This window comes from Pirellulales bacterium (assembly GCA_036267355.1).
Classification (GTDB): domain Bacteria; phylum Planctomycetota; class Planctomycetia; order Pirellulales; family DATAWG01; genus DATAWG01.
Genome location: DATAWG010000010.1, coordinates 1 through 20,145, shown reverse-complemented (window position 1 = coordinate 20,145; position 20,145 = coordinate 1). Strand labels below are relative to the sequence as shown.

Genomic DNA, 20,145 nt, shown 5'->3' with positions numbered 1-20,145 from the left:
TGTCTTGCGAGCAAACGCTGTTTCTGCGACAGCCTCCGTCCCTCGCGGAGAACTGCATGCCACGCGTTGGTAGGTCTTCTGACTTCCGAACTGAAACCGACCCAAGCCTTCTCGTCGTCATCGGGCGATTTTGCGATCGCCCACGCGACAATGGCATCTCAGATTGGTCGGTTCTCGAAACGAATCGTTCGGTTACAGCGGCGGGGCCGTCCCGGAATTGCACCGGAGTTCCCTTGTCTGTCGGCCGCAAAAGCTGCGCGCGGCCGACCACCAACGCACGATTCGTGAGACTTTAACACCGCGGTGGGCAGATGTCAAACGGCTTGGCGCCACCCGCTCGAGAGGCTGGCGCCGTATTGAACTAGGCTCGGCCGAAAAATAACTTCCGCTTTTCAAACCCCTCGCCCTGCCCTCTCCCGCCAGGGGAAAGGGGTCTGTGGAAAGGTTATTTTTCGGCCGAGCCCGAGCCGGATCGGCACGGCGCCGCCCAAAATTGGTTTACCTTTCCGCGTGGCTGCGGCACAATGAACCCTGCGGAGCGATGAAATCTCGCGCCAAGTCCATGGCAGTGAATTCCATGTTCCGCAAATGAATCGCAACTCGCGGCCGGCCTTGGCGCCGCTGCGCAGCTCTTCTCCGAACAGGGCAACAGGCAACAGAGTAGTGGAGGTTTTTATGGCACGCGTTGTCCGCGTCGGTGTCGTTTCATTCGCGGCGACTTGCAGCGGGCTCGTTCTCGCAATCGCTGCATCGGCGGCGGAACGACCGTTGACGAAATTGGCGTCGGTCAAGATTGCCGACGTGCCGCATGTACGGCAAGAGCCAGATTTCTGCGGCGAAGCTTGCGCCCAGATGTGGCTGAACAAACTCGGCGAGCGAGCGGATCAGAATTTCGTGTTCGATCAATCGGGCCTCGATCCGGCCTTGGGCCGCGGCTGCTACACGGTCGATTTAGTTCGCGCTCTCACGGCGATCGGTTTTCAAACCGGTCCGGTGTGGCAGACCATTCGCGCCGCCGATCGGCAGCGCGAGCTCGATGCGGCCTTTCGCGCCTTGCATGCCGATCTCGTGGCGGGCGTGCCGTCGATCGTATGCATGCACTACGCCGACCAGCCGAATACCACCGAGCATTTCCGCCTCGTGCTCGGCTACGATTCTGCTACGGACGAAGTAATTTACAACGAGCCGGCCGAGGAGCATGGGGCATATCGCCGGATGCCGCGCACGATGTTTCTGAAGCTATGGCCGCTCGGCTCGGCGGATCATTCGCTGTTTGTGGTGCGAATCCGCTTGGAAGGGGACAAATTGCTCGACGCCCCGCCGCCGGCTCGCGGCGAGCGGCCGAAAACGCCGGCCGATTTCGCGCAACACATTTTGCGGCTCAAAAGATCGCTGCCCACCGACGGGCGGTTCACGGTCGTCATTCAATCGCCGTTCGTCGTTATCGGCGACGAATCACCCGAAACCGTGAAATCCCGCTCCGAGCACACGGTGAAATGGGCCGTCGATCATATCAAACAATCGTATTTCTCGCGCGACCCGCAGCGAATCCTCGACATCTGGCTGTTCAAAGACAAAGCCAGCTACAAGAAAAACGTGAAGGAGATTTTCGACGAGGAGCCGACGACGCCCTACGGCTATTTTTCGGCCGCCGACAACGCGCTCATCATGAACATCGCCACCGGCGGTGGCACGCTGGTGCATGAGATCGTGCATCCCTATATGGCCGCCAATTTCCCGAAGTGCCCCACGTGGTTCAACGAAGGGCTGGCGTCGCTCTACGAACATGCGGGCGAAGAAGATGGCCGGATTCACGGTTACCCGAATTGGCGGCTGCCCGGATTGCAACAAGCAATTCGCGCCAAGGCCGTGCCGTCGTTCGAAAAGCTGTGCGGCACGACGACCGAGCAATTCTATGGTGAAGATCGCGGCACGAATTACAGCCAGGCGCGCTACCTCTGCTATTATCTGCAAGAGAAAGGTCTGCTCGAGAAATACTACCGCGAGTTCCACGCTCACGCCGCCGCCGACCCGACCGGCTACAAGACACTGCAAAAGGTGCTTGGAGAAACCGACATGCCCGCGTTCCAAAAACGCTGGGAAGCGTATGTGATGAAGCTCGATGTGCAGTGAGGACGAAGGATAGTTGTCGGATGCCATGCCCACGCAAAGCCGTGGGCATGCCACCCGTCGTTATAGTGCTCCCTCGCTAACGATTCGGGCTACTTTTTCTTTGTGAATCGCACCTACTAGCCCGCAGCGTCAGCGACGGACGGCAGCACGCATTTCCAGCAACTGATTAACACCGACACGTGATCGCTCGACGGACCAATGTCTATTCCCGATCCTGCATCCACCGATGTGATGCTTGCCGACGAAAGCACCCAGGCTTGGGAGCAGTTGGCTCTGCAGGTGGACCTGTTGACCGCTGCGTGGCAAGCCGGTCCGCGGCCGCCGCGGCTGGAAAACCTTCTGCCCGAAAAGCCGGCAGGAGTGCGGCGGCTCCTCTTGGCCGAGCTGATCAAAGTCGATTTGGAATATCGCTGGCAGCAGCATTCCTTTCCGAAAACGATCGAGCAATATCTGGCCGAGTTTCCCGAGCTTGCGGCCGACGGCACTCTGCCGTGCGATTTGATCTACGAAGAATATCTGGTCCGACGTTCGCTGCCCGGCGCACCGGAGCCGGACGAATATCTCCGCCGTTTTCCGCAGGAAGAAAAGCGGCTCAAGCGGATGTTCGCATTGAAGCAATCCGCATCGGCGACGACGACGCTGGCCATCGGCAACCGACGGCCGCCGCTGGACGTGGGCCAGCAGATCGACGATTTCGACATTTTGGTGCGGTTGGGCGAAGGAGCGTTTGCGGCCGTGTATTTGGCACGCCAACGATCCATGCAGCGGCTTGTGGCGCTGAAAGTGTCGCGCGATCATGGCAGCGAAACACAAACGCTCGCCCAGTTAGACCACCCGGGCATCGTGCGCGTTTACGATCAACGCATTCTGCCCGCGCAGCGGCTGCGGCTCATGTATATGCAGCATGTGTTGGGGGGCACTTTGCAAAACGTGCTCCGCGAGTCGCTTGCCGTGCCGGCCGGGTTGCGCAGCGGCAAAACCATGCTCGCCGCGATCGACGAATCGCTCGTGAAGCATGGTCAGTCGATTCCGCAAGATTCTTCGACTCGGCGGCGGCTGGCGCAGTTCGACTGGCCGACCACGGTCTGCTGGCTCGGCACCCGGCTGGCCGCGGCGCTGGATCACGCCCATCGGCATGGCGTGTTGCACCGCGATGTGAAGCCCGCCAATGTGCTTTTGGATGCCGACGGTTGGCCGAAGCTCGCCGATTTCAATGTCAGTTTCAGTTCGAAGCTCGATGGGGCCACGCCCGCCGCTTATTTCGGCGGCAGCCTTGCCTACATGTCGCCGGAGCAACTCGAAGCCAGCAATCCCGACCAGGACCGCAAGCCCGACGAACTCGACGGCCGTAGCGACGTTTATTCGCTCGCCGTGATGCTCTGGGAACTGCTCTCCGGCACGCGGCCATTCGGCGACGAGCGCGTGGCGGCCAACATGGTCGACACGCTAACGCAACTAACGGCTCGCCGCCGAGCCGGCGTTCCGGCGGAAGCGATCGCCGCCTTGCCGCGCGATCTGCCCGGCGGGATGAAAGAAGTGTTGCTGGCCTGCCTGTCGCCGGACCCGGCCGACCGGCCTGCGACGGCTGCGTTGATGGCTCGGCAGTTGGAGATTTGCTTGCAGCCGCGTGCGGTGCGGCTGTTTCGCCCTCGGCCGGGATCGTTGCGGCAGGCGTTTCGTAAGTGGCCCATTCGAATGTTCATTCTGGCGGGTGCGATGCCGCATTTGCTTGTCACCGGATTTAATTTACCGTTCAATTCCGGGACGATCGTCAATCAGCTTCCCAGGCCACAGTGGCAGGTGTTTTGGAGCAAGCAGGTCGCCATTATCAATATCGTGGCCTACACGGTAGGAATCCTATGGGGTTGTTGGCTGGCGTGGCCGGTGTTGAAAGCCGTGCGGAATATGAACGCGCACCAACCGCCGGACCCCGCGAAACTTCCAGCGATCCGCAGGCGCAGTTTGTGGCTCGGCGACTTCATTTCCTGGATGGGATTTGCGCTGTGGATCATCTCGGGATTGGTGTTTCCACTATGGTTGATCGCCGTCGGAGGATCGCGACCGGAAGATCAAAAATACTACATCTTCTTCTTTGTCTCCCAGGTTATCTGTGGGCTGATCGCGGCATCGCAAGGTTTTTTCATGCTGACGGTTGTCGAGGTGCAAGGTTTCTATCCGCTGCTGATCGAAACCGGCCGAGCCGACGGCGATGCGGCGAACCAGCTTCTGTGGCTCAAGCGCCGCGCGAACATCTATTTGGGCCTCGCGGTGGCGGCGCCGTTTTTGGCGGTGACAACGCTCGGGCTGACAATCGCGACCCTCCAAATGGACTTGGCGGTCCGGCTGGCCATGACCGTAATGCCGATCATCGGCATCGGCGGTTCGTTGTTGGCGTATCGGCTCAATAGCGCAATACAGACCGACATTGCCACGCTCGTGGCAACGCTCGATCCGCAGCGGGCCGCCGACCAAGCGGCGTCGGAAACGCTCGATTCATTCTGGAGCGAATCGCGCTGAATCTAATCGCGACGGACGGCTGCCACCCGACCGTGTGCCACCCGACCGTGTGCCACTGGCCAGCGCAGTCGGCCAGTGCGAGCGCCGCGCGGCGCCGAACTTTCCAATTTCGATGCCGTCCAGACCCAGCATGAGCTTCAATCTCGTATACGAGGATTCAACGTCAACTCGCCGATCCGCACTGGCAGACTGCGCTTGCCAGTGGCACACCATTCGGGAGGCATGGGCATAGCCACTCCCTTGCTAGCGCGGCGGGCTCCCGGGAGAAATCCGGCGTCATAGCTTGAAGAGATCTTTCACGCGATCGACGACCCCGGGCTTCGAAGCCGATTTGTCCGGCGGCGGTGAGTCAGCCGGCCGGGGCGCCGCGGCGATCGGAGCCGGGAGCGGCACATTGGCTTTCAAGAATCGCGGCCAATAACCGTCGAGCTCATATTGGCAGTCGCCCAGTTGATTCCCGTTCAGTTGAAAATCCTCAAGCGCGATGATCTTGCTTAACTGAATCAACTCCGAGTTCGTAAACATCAAATCGGATAATTCCACGTCGTCCAAATACACGCTAGAACCCCCCGCCAGATCGACGCGGAATCGCAATTGCTGAAGCCCCTCGGGTGGTAAATCGTCGACGGGAAACACAATCTGCTTCCATTGCGCAGGAATCAAGGTTCCGGTGCCCGCCCCGGCGGATCCGCCACGATAGAATTGCCGGCCTGGCGGAAGGCCTTCCACGGCCAGTCGCATTTCAGGCTGATTGGCTGCGTTATCGACCCGCAGCCAAACGGAGACCGCGATGCGGCCCGTCTTCGGCACGGCAAACGGCTCGCTGTGCAGCGTTGTCCAGCCGGCGCCGCTCGAAAAGCGCAGAGATTGATTTCCTGCATGCGGATTGTTCGTGTCGATCTTGATCTCCCCGCCGGCGGTTACAGTCCAGCCAGGAATCTGGTTGCCCACCGCAGGCATCTCGAAGCCGGCATTGGGCAAAGCCGGCAAGAGCGGCGGCGATTGGAGCACCATCCGACGCCGCTTCAGATCCTCGACGGCGGCGACCAATGCGGGCCGGGCCTGCCCCATGTCGACCTGCGGCGAAAACAATTGTACATTCGTGGCTTCGATCTGAAACACCGCCAGGTCGTAAGGACCAAGCTCGACCGTCCAGTTCGCTCCAGCCTGATTGCTGGCATGTTTGCCGGCCAATTCGAGCGGGACCGCGCCCGCTGGGGCATTCGTCTGCGTTTGCACGGTGATATCCCAGCGCGAATCGTTTACGAAATATACGATCGTTCCCGCGGTGGTCTGCCCCGTGCGCACGGTCAGTGGCTGCGGACAATTCGGCACGGTGGTAAATTTTCCCGCAGGCAGCTTTCGGTATGCCGCCACCCAATCGCTGATTGCCTCCTCCTGACCGAGCGGCAACATCCATCCGCCGTCGAACAGCGATTGGCTATCGAGCGTCGCCAGGCTATGAGCGAACCGGCGCCGATTCAGCGCTTGCGATGGCGACGATTGCGAGGCAAGCACGGTGTAGGTCTTGTCTCTGCCGAGCGGGCTCTTAGCATCGAACGACGCCAGCCGCAATCGTTGCGGTTCGTGATATTGCAAGCTGCCTGGCGCGGGGCCTGCCGCGATCAGACGGTCCCATTCCGTCGAGCGATTCATCTCGATGTCGAGGGCCTCGGCCGTGAGTGCCCGCGATGGCTGAATCTGTTGCGGGCGGAGCAACACGATCTGCGGATCGTTGTAATACAAGTTCGGTCGAATGCCGGCGCATTCCATTGCATCTTCGATCTGTCCGCGAGCCGGAAGGCCCGGCCGCAGGTCGCGATTCAATTCCGGCGAATCGAGCATATCGGTGGGGGCCAGATAGAGCCGGGCATCGGATCGCAGCGCCGCCAATTCCCGAAGAATCCGGCGATGAAAATCGGCGAGCATCGCCGACCGCCAGGCGTGCCATTGCGGGCGTCCCGGGCCAGACACGAATTGCGCTCGCGCCGCGAATCGGCCAGGCCCATTGCCGCCGCCGATGTTGATTTGCATCGCAGCTTCGAAACGGCCGATGGTTTGATCGTCCAGCCCCCATTCGTCGCCCGGAAATTGCATGTAACCGTGCGCCGATAGTGTGAGGCCCAGTCCGGCCAGCGATGGATGCCTGGCGTAGCGCTCAACCAGTTCGCGCACGACGGCCAGCACCGCCGCTTGAACGCGCTCATCGAGCGGATTGTAGTAGGGCTCGAGGCCGCGATGCGGGGGGCGAACGTCGGTCCAAGCGAGCCCGTCGGGGCCGATCAGTTGAATGCCGGCGGCGGCGGGGCCCCCCGCGCGCTCGATCGCTTCGAGCTGCGGAAGCGGCGTCGAGAATTCGAGCATCGGGATGAGTTTGAGATGCTCGCGGTCGAACAGGCGCAACATGAGTTCGAGCACGTCTTTTCGCGCGGGATCTTGTCCTTGATCGAAGAAAGCACCGGTGTCGAACCGCGGCGTCGGCTCCAAGGTCTTGCTCGGATAAATCGTGCTCCCCTCAGAAAACACGTCGAGCATCAGAGCGTTGTAGCCGACCGAATTGAGATAATCCACCAGCCGCGTGCCCCCTTCGTAAAACGTTTGCCAATCGGTCAGGCTGCGCCCCGTGGGCGGATCAAGCGATTCGCTCGCCGAAAAATTGGCTGTGAAAAGCGGCCGAGCGAGATAGCCCGCCAGCAACCGTTCCGGCGGCGGCTCGCGATCCGAGAATGCCCGCGGCAACCGGGTCGGGCCGGCCAGCAAGCGGATCTTGCCAAACTGGGCCACGCTCCCCTCGCGCCGATTTGTCAGCAATAGCAGCGGCGAACTGGTGCGCGGCCAGAACAGCAAGCGATGCTTCGCCCAGCCCGAAGCGCCGTTCGGCGGTTCATCGGCGGCGTATACGCCGGAGTCGAGTCCGTAGGGTTCGATCGCGCCGGCGGCATTCGGCTCGACGATGCTGATGCCAAGCGATTGCGCTACGTCGCTCGGATATTCGACTTCCAACTGATGAGGAACGCCGGGCTTCGCGCCAGACAGCGGGTAGGCAATCCATGACGGATCGGCGCCGTTGGTGGCAGCGCTCAATTGCAGCGCGCGGCCGCCTGCGGTTTGGATCGTCGCCGTGGCCCCATTCACGAGCGGCCCCTGCCAGATGCTGTTGGCATAGGGAATGAACGAAGGAAGCTTGGGGATCGCCCGCCGAAGGTCGTACCAATGCGAACTCGTCGGATCGATCTCGAAGACCTGTGTCCAACTAGCGGCACTCGGTTGCGGCGGCGGCTGCGGATCCAACACCAGCACTTGCACTCTCCGCTCGCCCAAAATCTTCTGCCAGCGCAACGGCAGCGGTCCGCGTTCACTTGCTTCGATCAACAGATCGTAAGTTCCCTCGCGCTGCGGCAGCGGAATTTGCAACGTGATCGGCGGCGGTTCGTCGCCTCCGGCCGGCCATTTCGCCGTTTGCTCTTGCGACCAAACTTCGCTCCCTCCGCGAGCCGGAATCAGGCGGGCTTTGAAATGCACGCTCGTTCCCGCGGCGGTCGGCAGCAACCGCGGCTTGATGTCAACGATCCACGTTTCGCCGGGCGTGAAAATGAGCGGATCGCGACTGGTGGCGATGCGTAGCAGGTCGCCGGGACTGCGGCGGATCAGTAGTTGGTTTCCCTGCTTGTCGAGCGTTTCACGATGCGTCTTTTCGACCAAGTCCGACAGGGGCAGTTCGACAGCCACGCCCTGCGCGTTTGCATCGGCCGCCAAGGTCACTTTGATATGGGCATCGAGCGGCGCGATGATTTCAACATCGGCCCCGTCGTAGGCCCGGCTGCTGCGCTCGCGGAATTCGATCCGGCGGTCGCCGTCGTTCCAGATCGAGCCGGGAACGTCGGCCAAGATGCCCAGCGGGCGGACGAGCGACACCGTGCCCTGATCGATCGAGATGTTGCCATGCCATTGCCGTTCGGCGCCGCCGCCCCAGGCGATGCGCAGCGCGAGCGTCGGCTCGGCGGCGAGAAGCGCGTGCAGGTCGGCGGAGGCCAACAATGCCACGAGCCACGCCATCAGCCTGACGATCCCCAGCGCAATAGATCTGCGCCGCGTGTTCGGACTTCCCTGTCCGACCATCGTTGGCCTAGCGTTCGAAAAAACGGAAGAAACCGCCCCGAAATGGGTGCGGGATTATAATGAGCGACCGCAAGTGGAGATAGGGCAGATGGAAGCGAGAGCGCGGGCGAGGTGGGGGGACAACGGCCGAGCCGCAGGCGGCGATTATTCGATGCCGGAGAGCAAGGCTGGCGGTAAAGGGGGCAATTCGGCAGAGGCTTCCGCTTGCGCTGCCTGCTCGAATTGGTGCAATGCTTGCTCCATGTCGCTTGCGACCTCGCCGCAGCGGTCGCCGACTTCGTTCACCTCGAACCAATCGTCGGGCTTGGCGAACAATTCCAAGCTTGCAGCAACGTCGACGCTAGCAGCCATCTGATCCATGCGTCTGGTAGCTCGCGTGTTGCCGGTTTCCTCGCTTGCATGGGAAATTAATCGCATCGACCAGGCCGGGGTGACAATCGCTCGCTCCTCGCGTAAGCCGCTCGTGCAAGCACGATCGCGGACGCTTTCCGCGCGCCGATCGATGATCGGCAATAAACTCTTACCGCGGACCGGCGAATCAGAATCGCCGACGGCCTGCCCGCACCAATCGAGGAACGTCGGGTGCAAGTCGGCTGGTTGCACCAAGGCTTGGGTGCGATCGCTGGCGCCGTGGCCAGCGGGAAGACGGATAATCAGTGGAACGTGTGTCAGCTCGGCGTAGAGCGGCTCGTCGCATGGTCCGACGCGATCGTGCTCGCCCAAGGAAAATCCGCGAGCGGAAACCACGGCCAGCAATGTGTCGGGAGCGGAAGGGTGCCGGTCAATCGCGTCGAGCAATTCGCCGACAACGAGATCCAACAACGAAATTTGCCCGGCGTAAGCATGGACGGTCGCCAACAGCTCGTCGGGATCGAAGCCCGTCGGCAACCAGCGATCGGGAACATCCGACACGTCGCTCGGCGGCGGATCGTCTTCGTCGCGATATTGATCGCGAAGTTCTGGCGGCGCATCCCAAAGTTGGCCGAGCGAAGCCGTGTGTAGCCACAGGCAAAACGGCGCCGTGGCCGCGGCCAATTCGTTGATCGCCGCCGAAAAGAAACTCGCCAGATGCGTTTCCTCGACCGACGCAGCCAGACGGTTTGCGTCGGGGTCGAGTGGCGGAAGGATGAGTTCGCGGCGCGCAAAGGCGCCGGCTGCCGGATGATCGATGATCCAAGCCTCATCCGCCAGCAGAGCCGTGTGGTAACCGGCATCGGCCAATTGCCGAGGCAGCGCCGGCTGCGAGCGGGCGGCATGGGTGTGCTGCGCCAGCGCGTGCCAGCCCTGCCAATAAGAACGATACAATCGGTCGGTCTGGGGCGAATCGATCACGGCGCGATCGAACAAAAATCCTTCCGCCGCGAGCCGATCGAAATTGGGAGTCTGGATCCAGCTATTGCCGTACGCCCCGAGAAATCCGCAGCTCAGCCGATCCAAAACGAGGACGACAATGTTGTGTGGCGGAGAGAAGTTCATAATTGCAACAGGATCGCGTTATGCCAAATGTAAAGCAGCTTGGGTTTCAGGACCCTGCCCTCGCGTCCCTCGCTCACGTTGCGGGCTCGTGTTCATCTGCGAATCGTACATCGTAGCCCGAAGCGTTAGCGAGGGAGGATCCGCAACGAGAAATTTTTTTCGTGCAGCGCTAAAGGGGAAATTTGGCGAGGTCGAAACGCCGTGGAATTCGAGCGATTTCTCGCCTCCCCTCGGCTTGCGGTTTACCGCAACCGCGAGCCGTTTGAGGGAGCCGGCGGCGCCATCCATGCCATGCCTTGCCGGCAAATTCGGAATTCGCGGATCGTAAGATGGCAGCGAACGCTTAACAAAGGAAAAAAATAAAAGTTTGCCCGCAACACCGCTTGATTCGGTCTTGCGAGTTCCGTACTCTAGGGGGCAGTAACGTCGGCGGTCTGACGGTCTCGTCCGCGCAGGGAGGGGTGCTTTCGAGCAACGCAGTTGGGGCGCATAGGTCGGCCGATGTAGCCTGAAGCGAGTGTCTTCGGCAGCTCCGTGGTGCGTGTGAAGTGTGGTGTGGGGATTGATTCCCTCTCCCGGGCACGTCAGCGGTAGTCGGAATCGGTCGAGCGCACGTCGATCCCGAAGTTTCTTGGTATGTGCGTGTGTGAGGAGCGTGAATAGTATGCCGGCAGGTACGATTAAGAAGTTGGTCCACGACAAAGGTTTTGGCTTCATTGCCACGAGTGATGGAACCGACGTGTTCTTTCATCACTCGGCCGTCGCTGATCGCCAGTTCGACAACCTCGAAGAAGGGCAATCGGTCGAATACACCGTCGAACAAGGCGGCGGGCCGAAGGGCAAGGGTCCGCGGGCCGCGTCTGTAACCCCGCAGTAATCCTGCGCGGAGAACCGAAGGGTTCCTCGGCGGGCGCTGCGTGCGGTGGAACCGCGATTGTCGTGGAACTGCAGCGGCATCGCTCGATCGGCGATGCGGTTTGTCCGTGAAGCCTTTTTGTCCGGCGACACGCCTAATCAAACACGCTGCGATTTCAATTGACTCTGTGATTCGACGAGAGTCGTGAACTAGAGTAACCGGGTTTTGAAGATCAAGATTTTCGCAGCCCGCGATCTGGAATACGGCGATCGTAAGCACTGTGTCTAGAAAAGGGCGGAGATTCGTCTCCGCCCTTTCTTTTTGTGCCGCGGGACCGCACGAGTGTCTTTTGGCCTGCTAGCGGACTACAATCGCAAACGCGCCGCCACCAGTTCGGGCTAGCGGCGATGGCGGCGCGGCAGGCACACTTTCCTTGCGCACCAAAAGTGAAAGGGGCACTACCCGTGGACGAGGACTACAATCCGTTTCAAAGCCCGGAATCGCCGCCGCCGCCGTACCTCGTGCCACAAGCCCTCTTCCGCCGGCGTGGACCGCGCTTTGCCTCGGCGCATGCGCGGGCGGTCTTCGCGATGCTCGGCCTCGGAACGAATGTGCTTGCCGACGTCGTCTGCATCCTGCTTTACGCCCGGCAATACGACGTGTTGGACCAGCGGCAGCATGGCGTAAAGTTCGTTTTCGCCGCACTTATCGCCGATGACCATCGCGTGGCCACATGCGAATACGTTAAGGTCGTATTCTTTTACATGGCCGTCGTCGCGTTTCTGATGTGGCTGCACCGTGCGTATCGCAATCTTTCCGCGCTCGGGGCACCCGTTCTATCGGGTTCGCCGGCCTGGGCGGTCGGGTCGTATTTCGTGCCGTTTGTGCAGTTTGTCATTCCGTACACGATGATGGCCGAGGTTTGGCGCTACAGCTATCCGGCGCAGCTCGGCGCGATCCGCAAATCGACTTCGCCGCTGGTCGGAATTTGGTGGGCCGCATTCCTGTTGCGATTTGCAGCGATCATCTATGTGCGAATGTCGGTCGCCGAGCGCGCCTCACACCCGACGTTCGATGAATTGAAGGCCATCACGCTGGCCGCCATGATTACTTACGCCATCGATCTTGCCGCCGCCGCTCTGGCGATTGCGCTCGTCTTTTGGATCAGCAGGAACCAGGAAGCGACGCACCATCTCATCGTCGAACAAGCCCAACAATCGCCGTCGGCGGAACCGGATGCATATTCGCCCTTCTGAGCGGAAAGCTTCGGTGTTGAAAGCGGGAGGATTCGCGCGGAGAAGAGCTCTGCCAAGAGCGCGCCGAACGACGGGCGGAATGCAACTCCAGCGACGCCCGTTCGGCTGATTAGCCAAGATTCGGCGCGAAATCCGGCAATCAGCCTGCTCTTCGTAATCGGACCGATCCGTGGGCAGCGACCAGAATTTTAAGCCGGTCCAAAGCCCTTTCGCTATCCGGCAATCGTCGCTTGCGCGGCGTGGGGCTGCGGTCCGTTGTATTCTTGCGAACGATCTTTTCTCAGCTTTCCGGGCATTTTCGCGGAGCCGGGCGATTGAGATCGTCGGTCGGGCGGCTAGAATATCGGCATCCAATTTATTGCCGATTCCACCTCGATGGAGGCCGCCGACGCTATGCCAGAAGAAATGGAAATCCCAATCGAGCAAGTGCACGAACACATCCACCACGCCGCTCACCACTCGGAAGAGCAATGGGTGGGCATGGTCGCATTGAGCACGGCAATCTTGGCCGGACTCGCCGCAATCGCCTCGCTTCTTAGCGGACTGAATGCGAACACGTCGATTCGCGAAACCGTGAAGGCCAGCGATCAATGGTCGTATTACCAAGCCAAAAATGTCAAAGCCACTATTCTTCAAATGAAGATCGACATGCTGACATCGCTCGACCGACCCGTTCCGAAGGGAGATCAAGCCGAAGTCGACAAAGAAAAAAAGAAGATGGCGAAGATTCAAGACGATGCCAACGAACTGGGGCGCTCGGCCGACGAACGGTTCGAGCGGCACGAAACACTGGCCCCCAGCGTGACTTGGTTTCAGGTCGCCGTAGCCGTGTCCGCCATCGCCGTGCTGACCAAGCGGCGGTGGTTCTGGTATCTAAGTCTCGTGTTCGGCGCCATCGCCTTGGGCTATTTGATTTGGGGCGAAACGTTCGTCTACCGGGAAGTCGAGGGAGGGAAGGAAGAAGCCAAGCCGAAGGCGAAAGCATCCGCCCAGTTATTCCCCGGGGGAAATTCGGCGAATGCAGCCAGCATCAAATTGGCCGTCGAAGGTTGCCGGTTCGATTGCTTACGATCCTGAATTTCATTTGAACTTCATTTCCTGGGGCTAACTGCCGTGTCTACGAAAACCATCGCGTCTGGCAAGGCGCTTTCGATCGTGCCGCTTTCCGACCTCACGCACGGACAGGAAGCCGATCTATTCGCGCTTCTCTCAAGCAAGGAAGAACTGACGACGCGCGACGGAAAGCCGTATTTCAAAATCACGTTTCGCGACCATGCCCGCGAACTCAGCTTTCCGATCTGGAATGATTCGACGTGGTCCGTCGAATGCCGCGAGCGCTGGCGCGCCGGAATTTTCTACAAGCTCCGGGCCGTCTATCGCGACACGAATTTCGGCCCGCAACTCGATATCAAGAAAATCCGCGAAACGGTCGAAGCCGACGCGGCCGACGGTTTCGATCCGCTCGCGTGCCAAAAGCGATCGCGATTCGATCCTGGGGCGATGTTCGACGATTTGACGGCTTTGGTCTGGGATCGAATTTCCGACGCCGCGCTCCGCAGCCTCGTGATCGATATCCTGGCCGGCAATCGCGAGCAACTCACGCGGCTGCCGGCCGCCACGCGGAACCATCATGCCTATGTCGGCGGTTGGATCGAGCATGTGCTCAGCGTCACGCGCTCGGCCGCCTTCCTTGCGGATAAGTACGACGAACTATATCCGGAGATGCAACCGCGGCTGGACAAGGGGCTGGTCGTCGCGGGGGCCGCGCTGCACGACATCGGCAAGCTGCGCGAATATCGGCAAGAGCCGCAAGGGGCCGTCTATTCGGCCGAAGGGGCCCTGATCGGCCACATTCTGCAAGGCCGCGATATCGTTCGCGAAGCGGCGGTCGGCCGCGATTTGCCCGCCGAAATACTGTTGCGGCTCGAACACATCATCGTCGCGCACCAGCGACTGCCGGAATGGGGGTCGCCCAAACCGCCGATGACGCCCGAGGCGCTCCTGGTTCACTATGCCGACGATTTGGATGCGAAATATCAGATGATGTTTCAAGCGCTGCACGACGACGCGACGCCGGGGCCGCTAACATCGAAGAAGAACCAGCTTTTTCAGCAAGTCTATCGCGGCTCGTAGACGTTGTCTCAACACTCGCCGATCAATACCACAAGCCCGAAGCGCTAACGCTTCGGGCCAGTATTCCCTCACACAAGCCCGAAGCGTGAGCGAGGAAGGACGCTGACAGACGTCGATTTCCCCCCTTTGCGCTGCTCCACGTGCGGTGGAGAGGGCGTTGGTGTGGTACTTTTGCAAATAGACCAATGCAGGGTCTTGCGGCGGTTCGTCCTCGCTGACGCGTCGGGCTAGTATTGCCCCACACAAGCCCGAAGCGTGAGCGAGGAAGGACGCTGACAGACGTTGATTTCCCCCCTTTGCGCTGCTCTACGTGCGGTGGAGAGGGCGTTGATGCGAGACTTTTGCAAATAAACCAATGCGGGGTCTTGCGGCGGTTCGTCCTCGCTAACGCTTCGGGCCAGTATTGCCCGACACAAGCCCGAAGCGTGAGCGAGGAAGGACGCTGACAGACGTCGATTTCCCCCCCTTTGCGCTGCTCTACGTGCGGTGGAGAGGGCGTTGATGCGAGACTTTTTGCAAATAAACCAATGCAGGGTCTTGCGGCGGTTCGTCCTCGCTGACGCGTCGGGCTAGTATTGCCCGACACAAGCCCGAAGCGTGAGCGAGGAAGGATGCTGACAGACGTTGATTTCCTGTTTACGCTATAAGGACCGCTCACTTGAGCCGCAGCATCTCCGCACGCCAGCGAGACTCGAACTGGTCGAGCGGCATTCCGACGAGTTTTTCGAACCGGGCGACCGGCGGCAGCTTCGCCGCCGAGCGATCGACGTAGCGGTCGAGGGCGACCGTTTCCAAGACGGGTTGGCGGAACGTCAAATACCAGGCCAGCCCCCAGGAATACAAGTAATACGTCTTCGAGGCGGAGGCGCCGCCCGGATGGTAGACAAGGAACTCGCGACCGTCGGCATTCAAAATGTCGGCCAGCGACAGCGGTTGCGCGCTGCGTAGATCGGCCTGCAACATGGCCAGCCTCTCGGCGTGGGGAGCATCGAGCCGCAATGTTCCCGCCTCAAGTTGTCCGGTTTCAAAAATCTGAGCCAGACCTTCATTCAGCCAGCGCGGCACATCGTGGTCGCGCTGCGGATAGACGTAGTTTTCCAGATACGCGTGAAACGCTTCGTGAAACAAGCGCGCGAAAATGCCCGCCGTCAATAGGTCGAATTGATCGAGATTCCGCCGCTCGGCCGAGTTGATGTGATGGTTGATCTGCTCGACTTCGTTTTTCCACCGTGCTTGGTACGACTGGATGATGTTTTTTTGCTCGCTCGCCGATTCGCCGCCGACAGACAATTGCTGCCGCAGCACCGCCAATGCGGCGGGCATCGCAGCGGCACGGCGATCGTTGTCGCGGCGCAATTCCGCGTGCCGGCGGCGCACCTCGCGCAACTGCTGGGCATAGGCCGACAGTTCGCTTCCGACGGCCAATTGATTCTCATCGGCGATGAACACGGCCGGGTTCTCGACCTTTAAATCGAGCGATTTCAAAAAATCTTTGTACTCGCGCATCGTTCCGAACAGCTTGATCGACAGCGGCCGAATCGGGCGCGTGCGCGGAGGCAGGATTTCGCGGTAGGCCGCGAACATCTGCTCGATCCGCACGATCGATCGCCGCGTGGTTTCTTCATCGGCTGTGCTGTCCAACATGAGCCAGGGCCGATGATCGATTGTCTGCCACGTTTCGCTGCCATAGTGCCATACGCCATCATCATCGCTGCCGGAATGTTCCAAGCGGATCTTGGCTTGCCCTTCATCCTCCTGGCGGGAGCGATTTTTCACGGCCTCGACCCGAGCCATCAGCAGCTTTCGATCGGCTTCCGGAAGCCGCGAGAGATGGTCGATCTTGTCGATCGGAAAATGCCAGAACATCACGAAAAACATCGGCCGGTCGGCCGGCCGACGGATTTCCAGAAAATCGACCCCCCCGGAATCTTCTCCCTTGATCAGCCCCGGCAACGCCCGGCCATTCTTCAGATGCAACTCTTCGAGCTTCCAATGGGCCATATTCGCCAAATCGAGCGCCGCGATGGCGGGCTCCGATGCCGCCGGCCGCGAATTGGCCGCAGGGGCATCGGCAGGCGGATAGGCAAACGCTCGCACATTCAACGCCGCAAGGGCCAACAGCGCGCAGACGGCCGGCGCGAGGCGCCATGCATACCACCGCTCGATCGATGGCCATGAGGAATCCATTCGTCGTCGCCTGAATGCCGGTAGAAAAGAAACCGCCCCATAACCATCAGCATCGCGACGGATGCCGCCAAAGTCAACGTTGTTGCGCTGCGCGTCGTTGGGTGCCGATGCTTGCGCAGTATTCCGTGGCTGGACGCTTGCATTTCCCTAGCAAGCATGTACTATTCAGATGTACACTATTTCCATGCATGGCTGCCTGACTCGGGCGGATCCGAAAATGCTCCCGCAATTCGCCGCTGAAGAACTGGCCGCGGCTCTCGATGCGGCCGTGGCCGACCTGTTCAAACGTGCCGGCGTCGAACAGCCTCCGGTCGATGCCGTGGCATTGGCCAAGCGGCTTGGATTCATGCTCGCCTGGGACGATCGGCAGTCGAATCGGGCACGGTTGGTGCGGCTCGCGGGACAGCCCGATTGCGGCGGACTGTCGATCTTGTTGAAGCCCGACCCCCGGCCGGAGCGGCGGCAATGGGCCGTGGCTCATGAGATCGGCGAATATCTTTCTCCGCAAGTGTTCGACGCGTTGGCCGTCGATCCCGGCGCCGCGCCGCTCGTCGCCCGGGAAAAAATCGCCAATCTGCTTGCCAGCCGGCTGCTGCTGCCGACCGATTGGTTCGCCGCGGACGCTGCCGCGGACGGCTGGGACTTGCTCGAATTGAAACAGCGTTATCACACGGCCAGCCACGAACTGATTGCCAGGCGAATGCTCGATTTTTCCGCGCCGGTCGTGATTTCGATCATCGATCAAGGGCGGCTTGAATTTCGCCGCAGCAATGTGCCCGGCCGAGTGCCGCCGCTTTGTCCACTGGAACGCAATTGTTGGCAGTGCGTCCACACCCAAAAAATTCCAATCGGGCCGCTCGATTCCGGCGCGACAAGCGTGCGCGGCTGGCCAATCCACGAACCCGATTGGCGCCGCGAAATCCTCCGCCTCGAGTTGAGCGATGAATCGGGTCTCGAGTAAGCAACCACGGATCAGACCGATGCAGACGGATAAAGGAGTTTTGCGACAGGCGGCCAAGGCCGTCGAGCGGATGATTCGTGCGGCGAGTCGTTTTTCACACGTGTATTTCGTGTGATCCGTGGTTCTATCTTTTTCACAACTGCTCGATTTGCCAGAAGAGATCGTCCAGCAGGAATGGCTTGGAGACGACTGCCGCGGCTCCCGCGGCCCGCAGCCGTTCGACATCTTCGATTCGCGGAAAGCCGGCCAACGCGACAATCGGCGTGTCTTTCCACGCTTGGCGCAATTGGGCCATCGAGCCTGCCCAACTTTCCACCACCGGCGGAGCGTCCCAAATGACTGCTCGGACGCCGGCCAAATACTTCTCGCGGCCGTGCGGCAGCCAGATACACGCATAACCTCGCGTTGGGCACGCATCGCAGACGGCTCTCGCCATAACACCGCTCGATAGCAGCACCGCGATCAATCCCCGGCTCGCCGGCGTGCGTTGCGGGAGTTCGCCCCTTTCGACCGTCGCCAGCAGCCGTTCGTCGTCGGTCGCGGTGGTCGGTAAACTCCAGACGGGCCGCTGGCCGCGCGCCGCGCGTTCGAATTGCGGTCCCATACGCGGCAGCCATTGATGCCAATAATTTCGCAGCGTGCCCCCGGCAGGCCGGCCAGTTCGCGTTTCGCCTTCGCACCAACTGCCGAGCAACTCGCTGAGCCGGGCCAGCGGCCTCATCCGCCGCAATCGGTCGATCTGCTTCGGAGAAAATTCCCCCGGCCACGACTGCGCCACCACGATCAATTCCGGATCCCAATCGGCGGCCGCCAATCGCTCGGCCGCCGCGGCCATGTCGGATACGACCGCTAATTCAGAGTGCTCGCGGAGCCATTCGAAAACGTGCGCGAATTCGCTCCGCATCGCATCGCCGACCAACAAGACCGAAAGCGCCTTGTGGGTCATGTGAGCCTCGCTTCCGTGCTTTCGATCAGTTCGTGTGCGCTACGTGCGTCGGCCGCCGAGCGCAATTCCGCGAGCAGGTCCGAGTCGCCGATCAATCGGCTCAATCGGGCCAGCGTGCGCAAATGTCCGCGATCGTCGAGCGACGCGATCAAGAAGAATAAATCGGTCAGCACTTTGCCGCCGAAGGGAATGCCACGCGCCGTCCGGCCGAATGCCACGAACGCCTCGCCCAGGATACTCGGCATCGGCCGGCGCGGGTGCAACAGCGCCACGCCGTTTTCCAGGGCCGTCGGATGCATTTCCTCGCGAGCGCGCACCGCGTCAGTCATCCGCTCCGGATCCCACAGCAGCCCGGTTTGTGCGGCAATGTCCACAAGCGATTGGATAACCGAGCCGCGTGTGCGGGCGTCGAGCGGCACGGCCATCGCCTCGAGCGGCATCATTGCGGCGATCGAAGGGACGCCATCGTTCGCCGTATCGGCCGGCGGACGCAAGATCGATTCCATTTGCACCAGTTCCTCGTCGCCGGAAAGTCCGATCCGGCTTTCGAGCCATTGATGGATCTCCGCCGGAGCAAACCGCCACACTCCCTGCACTTTCCGTCCCGGCAGCTTGCCACGGTCGGCAAGCCGCGCGACCTGCGCACGGTCGAGGTGCAAGTAGGCGGCCAGGCGTTCGATATCAAAATCGTCGTCGGCCATAGCGAACCGGTTGCGGGTTGAGGGCTCGGCAGCCGTCTGGCCGGAACTGTCCACCGCAGCCCCGAGCGAACGGCTCGAGGAAGCCCTGCGGCCACGTGTTCACGTAGGAATGTGTCGGAGAGCCGTCGGCCGCAAGACGCTTCCGGATAACGAACGCCGGCAAACAAACCCCGTGAACCAAGACGCGCTATTATACACGACAAACGTTTCGCCGACGGACGACGACCAGCAGCCCGCCGATCGCCAACGCGGCCAACACGATTGTCGAGGGCTCGGGCACGGCCGCCGGGCTGGCGGCGAAGGTCGCACTCGGAGCAAACGCGGCGGATGCGATCGCGCTGCCGCCCAATACGGAAGCCGACGGCGAGCTAAGCGCCGTCGTGTCGGATGCGAGCAGGCTCGAACCGATTTCGGCCGGCGATGCTTCGGCCGCGAATAGTGCCGAACTCGACGGGATCACTGCAAGGACGCGGCTTTCCAGCAGGCTCGCATTCAGGGCGGGGTCGGCCGCCGCCAGGTTCTCGATCGCCGTGATGCGGTTCTCCAGCGATTGGCCCGCGGCGCTTGTGATCGCGCCGGACGAGATCGCGGCTTGAATTGCCGTGAAGGGATCGCTCGTCTCGGCAGGCGATGCGCTGGAGGTGGCAACGGCGGAAGTTGCGCTCGAGGCGGTCGCGGCCGGCTGAGCGTTGCCTTGCCCGCCGGCGTAAGGAAGGATTGTCACGGTCGAGCCGGCGTTGATCGCCAGCGAGTTTTGCAGGATCTGCGAGGCCGAGAGGTTTGCGCCGCCGCTGACGACCGTGTCGCCGTCGTAGGTGGTTGGGCCACTCGCGCTAGCGGTGCCTGTAATGACGCCCACG

General features: G+C 61.1%; 13 protein-coding genes and 1 riboswitch. Of the genes, 7 read left to right on the top strand and 6 right to left on the bottom strand.

Annotation, left to right across the window (positions count from 1 at the left end; translation table 11 throughout):
• Positions 1-50: 50 nt before the first annotated feature.
• A riboswitch (cobalamin riboswitch) is annotated at positions 51-290 on the bottom strand.
• Between the two features lie 385 nt (positions 291-675).
• Both VHX65_02385 and VHX65_02380 read left to right on the top strand, forming a co-directional pair.
• Complete coding sequence (locus tag VHX65_02385) at positions 676-2,133, top strand: C39 family peptidase (GenBank protein HEX3997376.1); 1,458 nt, start codon at positions 676-678, stop codon at positions 2,131-2,133.
• 198 nt (positions 2,134-2,331) lie between these two features.
• On the top strand, positions 2,332-4,650 hold the full coding sequence (locus VHX65_02380; protein HEX3997375.1) for a serine/threonine-protein kinase: 2,319 nt from the start codon (positions 2,332-2,334) through the stop codon (positions 4,648-4,650).
• 276 nt (positions 4,651-4,926) lie between these two features.
• Here VHX65_02380 and VHX65_02375 read toward each other — a convergent pair whose 3' ends face one another.
• Both VHX65_02375 and VHX65_02370 read right to left on the bottom strand, forming a co-directional pair.
• Positions 4,927-8,769, bottom strand: coding sequence for a family 10 glycosylhydrolase (locus tag VHX65_02375; GenBank protein ID HEX3997374.1), 3,843 nt, complete (start codon positions 8,767-8,769; stop codon positions 4,927-4,929).
• Between the two features lie 144 nt (positions 8,770-8,913).
• Positions 8,914-10,245, bottom strand: a complete 1,332-nt coding sequence (locus VHX65_02370) for a sulfatase-like hydrolase/transferase (protein ID HEX3997373.1) — start codon at positions 10,243-10,245, stop codon at positions 8,914-8,916.
• Positions 10,246-10,909: 664 nt separating this feature from the next.
• On the opposite strand from VHX65_02370, the gene VHX65_02365 reads away from it, so the two are divergent.
• The 4 genes from VHX65_02365 (at position 10,910) to VHX65_02350 (ending at position 14,490) form a co-directional block, all read left to right on the top strand.
• On the top strand, positions 10,910-11,122 hold the full coding sequence (locus tag VHX65_02365; GenBank protein ID HEX3997372.1) for a cold shock domain-containing protein: 213 nt from the start codon (positions 10,910-10,912) through the stop codon (positions 11,120-11,122).
• Positions 11,123-11,565: 443 nt separating this feature from the next.
• Complete coding sequence (locus VHX65_02360; GenBank protein HEX3997371.1) at positions 11,566-12,357, top strand: DUF4328 domain-containing protein; 792 nt, start codon at positions 11,566-11,568, stop codon at positions 12,355-12,357.
• A 405-nt stretch (positions 12,358-12,762) separates the two neighbouring features.
• Positions 12,763-13,434 (top strand): DUF4337 family protein, encoded by a 672-nt coding sequence (locus tag VHX65_02355; GenBank protein HEX3997370.1) that lies wholly within the window; start codon positions 12,763-12,765, stop codon positions 13,432-13,434.
• 36 nt (positions 13,435-13,470) lie between these two features.
• Positions 13,471-14,490 (top strand): HD domain-containing protein, encoded by a 1,020-nt coding sequence (locus tag VHX65_02350; GenBank protein HEX3997369.1) that lies wholly within the window; start codon positions 13,471-13,473, stop codon positions 14,488-14,490.
• Positions 14,491-15,144: 654 nt separating this feature from the next.
• Here the strand turns inward: VHX65_02350 and VHX65_02345 are convergent.
• Positions 15,145-16,677, bottom strand: coding sequence for a DUF1570 domain-containing protein (locus VHX65_02345; protein ID HEX3997368.1), 1,533 nt, complete (start codon positions 16,675-16,677; stop codon positions 15,145-15,147).
• A gap of 217 nt (positions 16,678-16,894) precedes the next feature.
• Here VHX65_02345 and VHX65_02340 point away from each other — a divergent pair, with 217 nt between their 5' ends.
• Positions 16,895-17,638: an ImmA/IrrE family metallo-endopeptidase gene (locus VHX65_02340; protein HEX3997367.1), complete on the top strand. Its 744-nt coding sequence runs from the start codon at positions 16,895-16,897 to the stop codon at positions 17,636-17,638.
• Positions 17,639-17,771: 133 nt separating this feature from the next.
• On the opposite strand, the gene VHX65_02335 is transcribed toward VHX65_02340, so the two are convergent.
• The 3 genes from VHX65_02335 to VHX65_02325 form a co-directional block, all read right to left on the bottom strand.
• Positions 17,772-18,584, bottom strand: a complete 813-nt coding sequence (locus VHX65_02335; protein ID HEX3997366.1) for a hypothetical protein — start codon at positions 18,582-18,584, stop codon at positions 17,772-17,774.
• Positions 18,581-19,285 carry a PTS sugar transporter subunit IIA gene (locus VHX65_02330; GenBank protein ID HEX3997365.1) on the bottom strand — a complete coding sequence of 235 codons (705 nt, stop codon included), beginning with the start codon at positions 19,283-19,285 and terminating at the stop codon, positions 18,581-18,583. The genes VHX65_02335 and VHX65_02330 overlap by 4 nt, the downstream gene beginning before the upstream one ends.
• A 190-nt stretch (positions 19,286-19,475) precedes the next feature.
• Positions 19,476-20,145 (bottom strand): PEP-CTERM sorting domain-containing protein (locus tag VHX65_02325; GenBank protein ID HEX3997364.1); only part of this gene is annotated, 670 nt, incomplete at its 5' end.